Genomic DNA, 12,969 nt, shown 5'->3' with positions numbered 1-12,969 from the left:
CTGGCCCCAGTGAGGGCGGCGATGGTGATTTGTCGGGCATGGTCGGACCCGGCGCGCTGCGGGTGAGGCCGCGGTCAGTGGATTTGCCGGACGGGGTGTGTGCCTCATTCGCGGTGGCCGGGTATCCGCGGGAGGTAGGCGCGGGTTGGCTGGAGCCGCTGCTGACCTACCCGGGCCGCCTGGACGTGTCCCTGCACGTGGAGCCGGTGCCGCCGCTGATCGCGGCGCAGCGGCTGCGCAAGCAGCTCGCCCGCCTCGAATCGGTCTCCCGTACCAACGCCCAGCATGGGCGGCTGGCCGACTTCGCCGCCGAAGTCGCCGCCGACGACGCAGCCGAACTCGCCGCCTCACTCGCGCGCGGGCACGGCCGGCTGTTTCGGGTCGGCCTGTACCTGGCCGTGCACGCCGCCGACGACGCGAGCCTCGACGGCGAAGTGCAACGGGTGCGGGCACTAGCGGCCTCGCTCCTGCTGGACGCCCAGCCCACCACCTTCCGTGCCCTGCAAGGCTGGACCACTACTCTGCCCCTCGCGCACGACAGTGTGAAGGCGCGGCGGGTGTTCGACACCGCGGCGCTGGCGGCGGCGTTCCCGTTCACCTCCCCGGATCTGCAACCGCGGCTCGGCGATACTCCGGTGCTGTACGGGCTGAACGCCTACTCCTCCGGAGTGGTCGTGTGGGACCGGTTCGCCCAGGACAACTACAACTCGGTCACCCTCGCCCGCTCGGGCGCGGGCAAGTCCTACTTCACCAAACTCGAAACCCTGCGGCTGCTCTACCAGGGCGTGCACGTCGCCGTCATCGACCCTGAAGATGAGTACCGGCGCCTGGCTGGCGCGGTCGGCGGCACCCACATCCCGCTCGGCGCGCCAGAGGTGCGCTTCAATCCCTTCGACCTCCCGCTCGGACAAGGTGAGGACACGCTCATCCGGCGGGCGCTGTTCGTACAGACGCTGATCGCCGCGATGCTCGGCGAACCCCTCAAACCTGCGGCACGGGCGGCGCTGGACCGGGCGATAATCGCCGCTTACCAGGCGTGTGGCATCACCGCCGACCCGCGCAGTTGGAAACGCCGCGCACCGGTGCTGGCCGATCTGGCCCTCGAGTTGGAACGCATGGGCGAGGGCAGCGCGGCGGAGCTGGCCGGGCGGCTGGCCCCGTACGTGACCGGGTCCTATCGCGGCCTGTTCGCCGGGCCGACCACCACCCGCCCCGAGGGTCACCTGATCGTGTTCTCGCTGCGAGACCTGCCCGAGGAGACCCGCACCGCCGGGATGCTCCTCGCCTTGGACGCGATCTGGCGGCAGGTCACCGACCCTTCCGATCGGCGCCGGCGGCTGGTGGTGGTCGATGAGGCGTGGACGCTGATGCGCGAGGACGAGGGCGCCCGGTTTCTGTACCGGCTGGCCAAGTCCGCCCGCAAGCACTGGGCCGGGCTCGCGGTGGTCACCCAGGACGCCGCCGACCTGCTCGGCTCCGATCTGGGCCAGGCGGTGATCGCCAACTCCGCCACCCAGATCCTGCTCCGCCAAGCACCCCAGGCCATCGACCGCATCGGAGCAGCGTTCGACCTCACCGCCGGGGAGAAGGCGTTCCTGCTCACCGCCGACCGCGGGCAGGGGCTGCTGTGCGGGACCGCGACCGGTGCCGACCGGGCCGCCTTCAGCGGCATCGCCAGCCCGCATGAGCACCGGCTGACCACGACAGATCCCGCCGAACTCGCCGCCATCGACCGTGATGACACCACCGACGTGCGAAGGGAGACTCTGCCGTGAACGTGCCGCTGCAGGGCACCACGGATCTGATCCCAGGACTGCCGCAGGATCCTGGCCAACTCCTTGAGCTGCTCCCGCACTACGGGCCGGGTGTCACGATCGGGGTCCTTGCCGGTGCTTCGGTGGTGGCGGTCGCTCGGTGGACGGTGTGGCGGTGGCGCAACACCCGGCTTGGGCCCGGCGCGCGGATCATCGAGATCGCGGTCCCGCCGAAGGTCGAGGACGGCAGCGCCGCCGCCTGGTGGGCGCACCTGATCGGTCTCACCCTGCCCGCGTGGAAACGCGTGCTGTTCGGGCAGCCGCATCTGGCATTTGAGTACTTGGCCGACCACACCGGTGTCCGTTTCCAGGTCTGGGTGCCCGGCACCATCCCGCCCGGGCTGGTTGAGAAGACGATCCGGTCGGCCTGGCCCGGCGCCACCCTCACCACCCGCGCCGCAACGGCACCGCTCCCCGTTGACGCCCAGGCCGCTGGGGGACGGCTGGTCCTCGGCCGTGCCGAGCACTTCCCGCTCACCCACACCCACGACTCCGACCCACTGCGAGGGCTGCTGGGCACGGCGTCCGGACTCGCCGACGGCGAGCACCTGGCCGTGCAGATCCTGGCCCGCCCCGCGACCGGGCGCCGGTTGCGGCGCGCGCACCGGGCCGCTGCCGCACTGCGCGGAGCCCGCTCCACCGCACCCCAAGCCGCCCTGTTCGACCTGCTCACCCCCGGCATGACCGGCCGTCCGGAACCGGCCGACCTGGCGCGGCAGTTCCCCGAGCGGGCCGAGCAGGTCCGCGCGATCCTCGGCAAGGCCGCCCAGCCGCGGTTCGAGGCCGCGATCCGCTACGGCGTCGCCACCCGCCACCCCGATCAGGCCGAGGCCGGGTGGCTGCGCGCGCACGCGCACGAAGTGGCGTCCACCTTCGCGCTGTTCACCTCCGGCCACCAACACCTCCGCCGCCAACGCCTCCGCCGCCCCGCCGTCCGGCTCGCCGACCGCCGCCTGCACCGCGGCTTCCTGCTGTCGGTGCGCGAGTTGGCGGCGCTGGCGCACTTGCCCTACGACCTGGCCGCGCCAGGTGTCACCCGTGCCGGCGCCCGCCCCGTCGCGCCCTCGCCCGCCGTCCCGGTCTCCGGCCCCGGTGTCCGTGTGCTCGGGGACTCCGAGGCCGGGGCACCGCGACCGGTTGGGCTGACCGTCGCGGGCGCCCGCCAGCACCTGCACGTCCTCGGCCAGACCGGCGTCGGCAAATCAACCTTCCTGGCCAACCTCATCCTGTCCGACGCCGCTGCGGGACGCGGCGCACTGGTCATCGACCCCAAAGGCGACCTGATCACCGACGTGCTGGACCGCCTCCCCGACCGCGCCATCGACCGGACCGTGCTATTCGACCCGGCCGACCGGGGCCGCCCACCCTGCCTGAACGTGTTGGCCGGAGCGGACCCTGCGTTCGCGGCCGAGTCGATCGTCACCACCTTCCGCCGCTGTTTCTCCTCCTCTTGGGGGCCACGCCTGGACGACCTGCTCCGCTCGGCCTGCCTCACCCTCACCCGCGTCAACGGCACCCGCGCCACCCTGGCCGACATCCCCCGCCTGCTGGTCGACACCCCTTATCGCGCCCGCGTCACCGCACGGCTGGAGGACGAGCTCCTGCGCGGGTTCTGGGCGTCCTACGACGAACTCACCCCCGCAGCCCGCGCCTCGGTGATCGGCCCGGTGATGAACAAGCTCCGCGCCGTCCTGCTGCGGCCCTTCGTTCGCGACACCCTCTCCGGCGGCACGTCCACCATCGACCTGGGCGGCATGCTCGGCAGCGGCAGCCTCATCCTGGCCCGCCTCCCCAAGGGCGTGCTCGGCGAGGACGCCGTCCGGCTGCTCGGCTCGCTGCTCCTCGCTCACACCTGGCAGGCCATCACCCCACGCGCCACCCAAGCCGAAGATGAACGCCGCGACGCGGCCGCCTACATCGACGAAGCCCACAACTTCCTCAACCTGCCCGGCTCCATCTCCGACATCCTCGCCGAAGCCCGCGCCTACCGCTTCAGCCTCACCCTGGCCCACCAGCACCTGTCCCAACTCCCCAAAGATCTCCGCGACGCGGTCTCCGCCGACGCCCGCAACAAGATCTACTTCGCCGCCTCACCCGAAGACGCCACCGACCTCGCCCGCCACACCGCACCCCTACTCGGCCCGCACGACCTGTCCCACCTGGGCGCCTACCAAGCCGCCGCCCGCCTCATGGACGGCAACACCCCCACTCCGCCCTTCACCTTCCGCACCCGGCCCCTGCCCGAGAAGACCACCGGCCGCGCCACCGCCGTCCGCCGAGCCTCCCGCGAACAGTTCGTCACCGGGCGCGGCAAACGCTCCATCCCCGCCGTCGGGCTCCGAGACCTGGACGGCGAACCGTCACCCCCCGCTTGGACCGCCGCGACGGACGACTCGGCGGACTCCGCCCAGCAGCCGCCATCTAGGAAGGACTCGCTGTGACCCAACCGGCCAAGCCCACCCATCGGCTGCGCGGCACTGTGGTACGGCCGCCGCGATTGGCGCCCGAGCACATCGCCGAGCTCGCCTACCGGCTCACCCACCGGGACCGGGACCTGCTCGCGCTGGTGTGGGAGCACCGCGTTCTGACCACCGCGCAGCTCACCGCGCTGCTGTTCCCCAGCCCCGAACGCGCCCGCCAACGCCTCAACCACCTGCACCGCCTGCACGCCCTACTGCGGTTCCGGCCCTGGACGCCGGTCGGCTCCAAACCATGGCACTGGGTACTCGGCCCCACCGGCGCGCACGTCCTAGCCATCGAACACGGCCAAACCCCCAGCGCCTTCGGGTACCGGGCCGACACCGCCACCGCCATCTCGGTGTCCCCGCGGCTGGGCCACCAGATCGGCGTCAACGATTTCTTCGCCCAGCTCCACGCCCACGCCCGCCGCCAGAACGACGGAACCGTCCTGGAGCGATGGTGGCCGGAACGCCGCTGCACCGCCCTGTGGGGCGACCTGGCCCGCCCGGACGCCTTCGGACGCTGGACCCAACCCGGCCCCGACGGCCGATCGCGCACCCTGGACTTCTTCCTCGAACACGACACCGGCACCGAAACCCTCGCCCGCGTCGCCCGCAAACTCGGCGGCTACGCCGACCTCGCCGAAGCCACCGGCACCACCACCCCCGTCCTCTTCTGGCTCCCAAGCGCCAGACGCGAGACCAACCTGCGGGCTCTACTCGGCGTCCCGGAGGTCCCGGTCGCCACCGCCGTCCACACCCCCGCCACGGCACCCGACGGCCCCGCCGGACGAGTCTGGCAACCAGCCGGGGCCGCCGGCCCACGGCACCGACTCACCGACCTCGCCGCGCTCTGGCACACCACCCCGCGGCGTGAATCAGAGCCCGCCTGATGCCGCTGGTGATCGGGGCCATGGTGGCCGCGCTCGGCCTGGTCGCGGTCATCGTCGCCGCGCTCGGCGCGATCCTCCCCGGCTCGGGTACCGAAGCCACCACATGCCAGCCCGCCCCAGGACGGTCATCTACCGGTATCCCGACCTCCTACCTGGCCCTCTACCGCCAGGCTGGACGGGCCTACGGGATCGGCTGGCACATACTGGCCGCAGTCGGAAAGGTCGAATCCGACCACGGACGCGGACCCGGCCCGGGAGTCTCGACGGGACGCAACCACGCCGGAGCCGCCGGGCCGATGCAGTTCATGCCCGGCACCTGGGCCGCGTTCGGCGTCGACGGCAACCGCGACGGCCGCACCGACATCTACGACCCGGCCGACGCCATCCCCGCCGCCGCCCGCTACCTCAAACACAACGGCGCACCCGAACGCGTCCGCACCGCGCTGTACCAGTACAACCACTCGCGCCACTACGTGGACAAGGTGCTGCGGCAGGCCCGCGCCTACGCTCACCAAGGACCGGCCAAGTTCGGCGCACAGAGCGCAGGCTGCGCCGACGCCTTCTCATCCATGGCGCCTCCCGGCAAGGCCGCCGCGACGGCGATCGCGTTCGCACGCGCCCAGCTCGGCAAACCCTACAAATGGGGCGCCACAGGCCCGCACGCCTTCGACTGCTCCGGGCTCACCTACGCCGCCTACCGCGCCGCCGCGATCAGCATCCCGCGCGTGTCCGGCGACCAATGGCGACACGGCCCCCGCGTCCCCAACGGCCACGAGCAACCAGGCGACCTGGTGTTCTTCAACAACGGCCCCGGCACCTCCACCCGCAACCCCGGACACGTCGGCCTGGTCATCGACAGAGGAAAGATGATCGCAGCTCCGCACACCGGCACCGTGGTGCAAGTCCAGTCCTACCGCCGCCGAACCCTGCTTGGCTTCACCCGCCCCACCGCGCACCAAGGCACGAAAAGAGGCGCACAAGGAGCCACACGGTGACCGACCGGCTCATCAAAGCGACCACGGCGCTCGCGGTGGTCACGGTCGCCGCCGTCGCCGCGCTTATCTCTTACTCCCACGCCCTCGACCTCGTGCGCTCCCACGGCGAGACCGGTCTGACGGCGCGGCTGGTCCCCTTCACCGTGGACGGCCTGATCTGGGCGGCGTCCATGGTCATCCTGGATGCCCACCGCCACCACCGCCCCGTACCGGCGCTGGCCCGGTGGAGCCTGACCTCGGGCATCTGCGCCACCATCGGCGCCAACCTGGCGCACGGCGCCGCTCACGGGCCCATCGGCGCCCTCGTCAGCGCCTGGCCCGCCCTGGCCCTGGTCGGCTCGTTCGAGCTGCTGATGATCCTGACCCGCAACGCGCCCTCGCCGTCACCACCCGCGCCGGGCGAGCGCACCGGAGCACACCGGTCCGAGCCAGCATGCACCGAAATGGAGCAGACACCGGAGCAGGCCGTGCTGAACGAGTACCGCGCCAGCCTCAACGGGCCGGGCCGACCCCTCTCCCAGCGCTATCTCGCCGACAAGCACGGCATCGACCGCCGCAGGGTCAAGCAGATCATCACTGGCGAGAACTCGGCCGAGCGTTGAGTCAAGAGCCTGCAGACCTTCCCCACCTGCGGCGAAGGTTCACCGCTCAGCCCTGTGAGCGCGGCACCATTCGGCATGCCGTCGGTGATCAACGGGCCGTCGACACCGCGACGGTTGGGCCAGTCCTACTCGTTCGGAACTGGCACGCACGGCACGCGTGAGGCGATGGTTCAGCTCCATTTGAGCGTCGGAGTCGAGCACGACCAAGAACGCAGGATGCGGTTAGGGGTCCCCGTCTGAGTTCTTGCGGGCCTCAGGAGAGTCGCGGACCTCGTCGACAATATGAACGGTCCGGGACGTCATGCCCCCTGTGCCGGGCTGGTCGAGGCTGCGTGTCGGGTATCGGCCGGGAGCGGCGCAGGGTGAGCCGGGGCGGTGTCCAGCGCGGTGTAGCTGGGGCCGCTGAGCGCGCGGCCGAGATCGTGGTAGGTCTCGGCGACGGCGGTGCTCGTGGCGTGGCGTCCGCAGCGGCCACCGTCCAGCTTCTGGCAGTCGGGGCAGGAGCGGGGAATGTTCGGGCGTGCGGCGGCGGCATCGCGCAGGGCGGTGATGAGCGCGGCCTCGCGGTCCAGGATCGGTCCGGCAGCGGCGGCGACGCGGTAGGCGACCGCGATCAGTTCTTGTGTGGCCTGGTGGCGATTGCGGGGTTTCTCATCGAGTCGAGCGGTGGCGGTGATGAGGTCACACAGCTCAAAGATCAGGCAGGAGTCGATCGCCTCCGGCTGGGCGGCGGGTGATCGATGCTGATTCACGAACTTGTCCCTTTCAGTGCAGGTTGTGAGTGCGCCCGGGTGGGCGGTGTCGTGGTCACAGGGCGTTAGCTTCCCCGACAATGAGCTGGGGCTCGGCCTTTGGGCGATTGGTCGGCGTGGCTCAGGACGGTGCAGTCAACAGGGCCTAGCGCCTGGCTGGCGCTGCTGCGCGGGACGGTCCAGCGCGCGGGTTCTGAGGCCTGGCGCGTGGTTTCAGGCTCGCCCTTTCACCGGCGTCAAGGCGCCGCCCGGTCATTGCCTCGTTCCTCGGGCGGTGGAGCGGCCCGGTCATAGTTCGCCGCCCCGGACGCGGCAGGCACGTTCGTCATCTGCGTCGAGGTGGATGACCGGGAGTTGGTGGATACCGGTGGCCAGGGCGCGGTGGACGCGGTGCCACCCGTCGATCACCAGGGGCGTGCAGGTGCCCGGGATCGTGACGGTCAGCAGCGGGCGGGCCAGGTCGACCGTGGCGGCGTGGTCCGGGTCGATGCCGATCACGGCGCGGGCCCAGGCCAGCGGCCGGATGTCGACGCGGCGGGCGCGGTGCCGGGTGGCTAGGCGGGTGGCGGTGTCGATGTTCCATGCCCAGCCGAGCAGGACGAACATCTCGTCGGCCACAGGGTCTCCGTTCGGGTGGTGGGTTCGCAGATGCACGGGCTGGTGGTGCAGGGTTGGGCCGCCCCGGTGCGCCCGTTCCAGCGACGTACCTGGCGGCGGGCTTGTCAGGCGGTGCGCAGGGCGCGGACGGCGGCGGCGCCGATCGTGTCGGCGGCGGTGGCGGGATTGGTAAGGGTGACCAGGTGCGCGCCGTTCATGGGCCTGGTGCGGGCGGACAGCGACAGCCACAGGACGGCGCATCCGGCGGCGGTCAGCCGGTCGATGCGCTGCTGCCCTTCGGTGGGCTGGTCGTCTTTGAAGAGGCCGTCGGACACGATGACCAGCAGCCGGGCGGCACCGGGGCGGGTCAGATCCAGGGCCGATGTGAGGGCGTCGACGGCCTGGACGAAGTCTTCGCGGGAATCGCGGGCGGCGAACTCGGTCACGGCGACCGGGGTGCGCCCGGGGTGGGTGACCGGACGGACGCGGGAGCCGAAGATGACGGTGGCCGAGACGGCGTCGGGCAGGTGCCCGGCGGCGCGGGCCATGATCCAGGCGGCGGACGCGACTGGCTCGGCCATGGCGTTCATGGACCCGGACACATCGCAGGCGATGCCGAGCCGCAGCGGCGGCGCGGGCACGTGGCGGCGGATGGTCTGGGTGAAGGGCTCGGCGGTCGGGATGGTCCCGGCGGCACGCTGGGCGTCGGCGGCCAGCGCGCCGCGCATGCTGAGCCGTCCGGGCGGGGTGGGTGAGGTGTGGGCGGTGGTGACGCGGTCGCGGTGCGATGCTGCGCGCAGCTGCCGGGCCAGGCGGCGCGCGGCGGCTTGCTCGCCGGGCCGGGGCTGGCGGGTCCCGGTGATCTCGGTCTGGCCCCGGCGTCCGGTGCCTGTGGTGCTGGCGCTGAACACGCGGCGGGCGGCGCGGTCGGCGGCGTCCCGGGCGTCCTTCTCCTGGCGGCGCTTCTGCGACGCGCTCGGCTCCGGCCCTGCGGCGGGCGGCACGGGCTGGGCGGCATCGACGGCGGCCATGGTCGCGCCGACCGCCTCCGCGAGCGGCGACGGGTCACCGGACGCGCCGGGCGTCCCGGACTCGGGCGGTGGGGTGGGGCGGTCGGGGTTGACGTCCAGGATGCGGCACCACCGGCGACCCAGGTCCATCATGGTGTCGGCGTCGTCGTCTCGGGTGGCGTGCGCGAGATGCCATAGCGCGGCCAGGGCACTCAACCGGGTCGGTCCGAGCACGCCGAGGACCGTGGCGGCCAGCTTCTTGGTTTCGGCTGGTTCGAGGATGCCTGCGTCGGTGCGGGCCAGCAGCAGCGCGGCGGCGTACCCGGCGTTCCATGGCGTCATCGCCGTGTTCGGTGTCGTGACCGGCGGAGTGCCGGACGAGGCGGCGGGCGGCATGACCGGAGGTGCGGTGGTGGGTGAGATGAACTCGGCGAATACCAGGCGCGTCACGCAGGCCCGAATCCAACGGCGGTCGGCCGGGCGGCGGCGAATCTGGGCCACCTCGATCCGTGACTCTTCCAGCGCGAGTGCGGCCTGAGCTGCGGCGGCGGACGGATCGCCCGGGATGCTCCAGCGGGTGTGGGTGGCGTGCGCGGCCTCATGCGTCAGCACGCCCCACAGGGCTGGATAGCGTTCCCGGTCGGTCGGGCGGGTCGGGTCACAGGTGCTGGGTTGCTGGCCGAGGTGGGTGCCGTCGAGTTCGATGGTGGCCAGCGACGGGACGTAGCAACCGGGCGCGCCGCGCCCCAGCCCGGGCGCACACTGCACGGTGAGGTCTTCCCGGTCGGTCAGATCGGTCACCGCGTCGGTGAACGCGGCTGACAGCGGCAACCACGCCCCGCTCAGCCCGGTCACCGGCGCGGGCCCGTGGGCGGGTGCCGAGGCAGCGGGCGCTGTGCCCGTTCCGGTGCCGGTCGGTTCGGTGGTCGGTGCGGTGGGTGCCGGGATGACGTGGGTTGCCATGGCGCCTCCGTGCGTTGAGCGCGTGCTGAGACGCGGGGATGTGCGGGCGGGCGGGTACGGGTCAGATCTGCTGGCCGAGGGCGAGCGGAGTGACGGCGCGTCCGTAGACGGCGGACACGACCTCGGCGACCACGTCGCGGTCTTCTTCGGGCGCGACGCCCAGAAGATTGGCCACCGCCGCCTCAGGGCCGAGAACACCGGCGATCTTCTGGAAGTTGATCAGCTCCCGCAGTTGCGGAGACCAGCCGATCTCGCCGGAGGATTGACGGCGGGCCAGGTTCCGCGCGACGCGCACCGCGCGCGGGTGGATGTCGAGCTTGCTGGCCAGTTCGTAATCGGTCGACACCTGGATCTGCGCGGCGAACCGGGACGCCAGGGCCTCGGTGAGCACGGCACCGTGCACGCCGGGATTGTGCCCGGCCACCACGTAGAAGCCATCTTTGGCGGTGATCGTCTCGCCCTTGTGGGCCTTGACGGTGATCTGCCTGCGCCCGTCCATCGCCGGGTACACCACCGCCAGCACCTTCGGCGAGATGAGGGTGGCGTCATCGATGAGCAGCGCGCGGCCCTCGGTCATCGCCGTCACCAGCGGCCCGTAGACGAACTCGTACCCGCCGCCCGGGGCCTGGGTGTACTCGCCGACGAAATCGGCCACGGCGGTGTCACCGTCCCCCGCCACCGTGATCAGGTCACCGAACGCGGCCTCGACCAGGGACGTCTTCCCGGTCCCGGGCGGCCCGTACAACATCGCCGGGATGGACGCCTCCCGCAGCCGCCGCAGCGCCGCCACGTCCGGCAGGTCCGCCAACCGGCGCGGGTGATAGGTCTGCCCGTTCGGACGCACCACCGGGCCATCGGCGGCGTTCCCGTCCTTCCCTGACGTGCTCGGGGTGGGCGCGGGCTCGGCCTTCGGGGCGGGTTGGGTCTTCGGGGCGGGTGCGGCGGCACGGCGCGCCGTCCGGCTGCTGGACCCGCCCTTGACGGCGTCGGCGGTGGTGAAGGTGGCGCGGTAGCGGCGCGGCCCGGTCGACACCAGCTTGGCCTGCTTACGGTCTGCCAGCGTCGTCAGCGCGTTCCCGACCGCCCCGGCGGACCGGTCCAGCATCCGGGCGATCTCCCCTGGGCTGAACGAGGCCCCGGGGTGGTCGGCGAGGATGGCGGCGACCTTGCGGCGCAGTTCGCCTTGCCCGAGGCGACCGGCACCAGCAGACGCGGGTGCGGCGGGTGGCGCAGTGGCACTCGTCGAGGCGCTCGTCGAGGCGCTCGTCGGGGCGGTGGTCGAGGCGGTCGGCACGGTGGTCATGACACGGCTCCTTGAGATGTCGTGGTTTTCGGGACGGCAGGGGCGGGCGGGTGGCGCGCCCGCCCCGTGGGCGTGAGGTCAGTTCGCGGCGGGGGCGGTGAAGCGGCGCGGCCGGTCACACACCAACTCGGCCTCACCGGCCTCGGTGAGGCGGTCCAGGGCGTTGGACACCGCGCCCGCCGAGTGCCCGATCACCTTGGCGATCTCGTGCGGGGTGAACTCCGCCCCAGGGTGGGCGGTCAGGTGCCCGGCCACCTTCGCGCGCATCTCACCCGGCCCCGAACGCGGCGCACCCGACGCCGTACGCGGACGCCCGTTCGCAGCGGCACGCACCAGCCGCCGCGCCTTCCCCGACCCGCCGTAGGCGGCCTCCACCGCCGTCAGCGCCGCCGAACCATCACCGGCGTCCAGACCGGACAGCGCCGCCCCGACCGCCTCCCGCAGCGCCGTCAGCGCGTCACGTGCCTCGGCCACCGCCGCCGCATCCATCCCCGCGCCCGCTTCTGCGTCCCCGGCGTCGGCATCACCGGCGTTGGCGTCCTGGGTCGTGGTGGCGGTGTCCGCACCGGTCGGCGTGCCGGTAGCGGGGACGTCAGCCGTCGGCGCGTCTGCGCCGGACGTCTCCAGTGCGGTGTCGGCGGTCGCGGTGTCAGCGGCTCCGGTGGCGGCCGTGACCGGGTGCCAGGTGTCGGGCTGGCGCTTGCCGCCGTCGTGTCCACCGCGCGTGCGGGTGGCGCGCCCGTCCTGTTCCAGGGCGGTCAGTGTCCGCGCCACCGTCGCGCGGCTGACGCCCGACGCCTCCGCGATCGCGGTCACACTGGCGCCGGGCTTGGCCGTCAGCGCGTCCCACACGTCCCCAGCCGCCCCGGACGGACGCGCCCCGCCCGTGATTGCTGCGGTGCCGTTTCCGGCGTTCTCGGTGCCCGTGACGCCGTTCCCGGTGTCGCCATTGGTGGTGATGTTCTTCGCGGCCATTTCGACTCCCATTCGATGCGTCTGGCGACCAGGATTTCCGGCGCCGTTCCCCTTCATCGGGAGCTCGACCATTTCTCGATGCCGCACCACCAGGCAAGCATCTTCGGCCGCTTTTTATTCACCTCAACGGCTGAACCACCTAACCAACTACATCCCGCGCCACTAAACCCACCCAGCGGCAAAGCAGAATTGCACTGATTCATAACCGCACCCTCGTTCGGCCGTACATCTTTTCAGAGACCCGCTGCGGAGAAGGCGCGGGCTCCGGACCCGGTAACACTTCTCAGAAGGCGTTTCGTGCCTCGCTGCAGGCGATAGAGCGGTGGCGGCAAAGCGACTCAGCGGCACGCGACCTCGCTTGGGGCACGCGGGGCCGGCGGTCAGCCTGTCCAAGGAATTAGCCAATGCGGGGCGATATAGGGAGCGGTCAGCGGAGAACGGGGGACAGAACAGTTCCACTCCCAGCACGCGAGCTATTACCAGGGGTCGTCCTGGTGACGAGTCGGGGCCACGAACAGAATACGCACCAGTCCCATGACCTGCCAGGATGCCGCAAGCGGCACCTTCTGTTCATAGGCAGAACCCCGAAAAGAAGCCCGAAAAGAA

The 12,969-nt window shown here is 71.9% G+C and carries 10 protein-coding genes; 5 read left to right on the top strand and 5 right to left on the bottom strand.

Features of this window, described 5'->3' with window-relative positions; genetic code table 11:
• The first annotated feature begins 95 nt into the window (after positions 1 to 95).
• The 5 genes from ACH34S_RS32395 to ACH34S_RS32375 are packed head-to-tail and all read left to right on the top strand — an operon-like array spanning position 96 to position 6,763.
• Positions 96 to 1,775 carry a VirB4 family type IV secretion system protein gene (locus tag ACH34S_RS32395; protein WP_395956664.1) on the top strand — a complete coding sequence of 560 codons (1,680 nt, stop codon included), beginning with the start codon at positions 96 to 98 and terminating at the stop codon, positions 1,773 to 1,775.
• Positions 1,772 to 4,255 carry a type IV secretory system conjugative DNA transfer family protein gene (locus tag ACH34S_RS32390; protein ID WP_395956663.1) on the top strand — a complete coding sequence of 828 codons (2,484 nt, stop codon included), beginning with the start codon at positions 1,772 to 1,774 and terminating at the stop codon, positions 4,253 to 4,255. The genes ACH34S_RS32395 and ACH34S_RS32390 overlap by 4 nt, the downstream gene beginning before the upstream one ends.
• A complete protein-coding gene (locus tag ACH34S_RS32385; RefSeq protein ID WP_395956662.1) occupies positions 4,252 to 5,166 on the top strand; it encodes a replication-relaxation family protein in 915 nt (304 codons plus the stop codon). The genes ACH34S_RS32390 and ACH34S_RS32385 overlap by 4 nt, the downstream gene beginning before the upstream one ends.
• Complete coding sequence (locus tag ACH34S_RS32380) at positions 5,166 to 6,161, top strand: NlpC/P60 family protein (RefSeq protein ID WP_395956661.1); 996 nt, start codon at positions 5,166 to 5,168, stop codon at positions 6,159 to 6,161. The genes ACH34S_RS32385 and ACH34S_RS32380 overlap by 1 nt, the downstream gene beginning before the upstream one ends.
• Positions 6,158 to 6,763, top strand: coding sequence for a DUF2637 domain-containing protein (locus tag ACH34S_RS32375; RefSeq protein ID WP_395956660.1), 606 nt, complete (start codon positions 6,158 to 6,160; stop codon positions 6,761 to 6,763). The genes ACH34S_RS32380 and ACH34S_RS32375 overlap by 4 nt, the downstream gene beginning before the upstream one ends.
• A 299-nt stretch (positions 6,764 to 7,062) precedes the next feature.
• Here the strand turns inward: ACH34S_RS32375 and ACH34S_RS32370 are convergent, their stop codons facing one another.
• The 5 genes from ACH34S_RS32370 to ACH34S_RS32350 all read right to left on the bottom strand — a co-directional run bounded on the left by ACH34S_RS32370 (position 7,063) and on the right by ACH34S_RS32350 (position 12,363).
• Complete coding sequence (locus ACH34S_RS32370) at positions 7,063 to 7,515, bottom strand: hypothetical protein (RefSeq protein WP_395956659.1); 453 nt, start codon at positions 7,513 to 7,515, stop codon at positions 7,063 to 7,065.
• A gap of 288 nt (positions 7,516 to 7,803) precedes the next feature.
• Positions 7,804 to 8,133 carry a hypothetical protein gene (locus ACH34S_RS32365; protein ID WP_395956658.1) on the bottom strand — a complete coding sequence of 110 codons (330 nt, stop codon included), beginning with the start codon at positions 8,131 to 8,133 and terminating at the stop codon, positions 7,804 to 7,806.
• Positions 8,134 to 8,237: 104 nt separating this feature from the next.
• Positions 8,238 to 10,085, bottom strand: coding sequence for a hypothetical protein (locus ACH34S_RS32360; RefSeq protein ID WP_395956657.1), 1,848 nt, complete (start codon positions 10,083 to 10,085; stop codon positions 8,238 to 8,240).
• 61 nt (positions 10,086 to 10,146) lie between these two features.
• Complete coding sequence (locus ACH34S_RS32355; protein ID WP_395956656.1) at positions 10,147 to 11,388, bottom strand: AAA family ATPase; 1,242 nt, start codon at positions 11,386 to 11,388, stop codon at positions 10,147 to 10,149.
• A 78-nt stretch (positions 11,389 to 11,466) separates the two neighbouring features.
• A complete protein-coding gene (locus ACH34S_RS32350) occupies positions 11,467 to 12,363 on the bottom strand; it encodes a MarR family transcriptional regulator (RefSeq protein WP_395956655.1) in 897 nt (298 codons plus the stop codon).
• Positions 12,364 to 12,969: the final 606 nt, after the last annotated feature.

This window comes from Actinomadura sp. 3N508 (assembly GCF_044326375.1).
Classification (GTDB): domain Bacteria; phylum Actinomycetota; class Actinomycetes; order Streptosporangiales; family Streptosporangiaceae; genus Spirillospora.
Note: the sequence above shows the minus strand (reverse complement) of the source record. Positions and strands in the feature narration are given on the sequence as shown.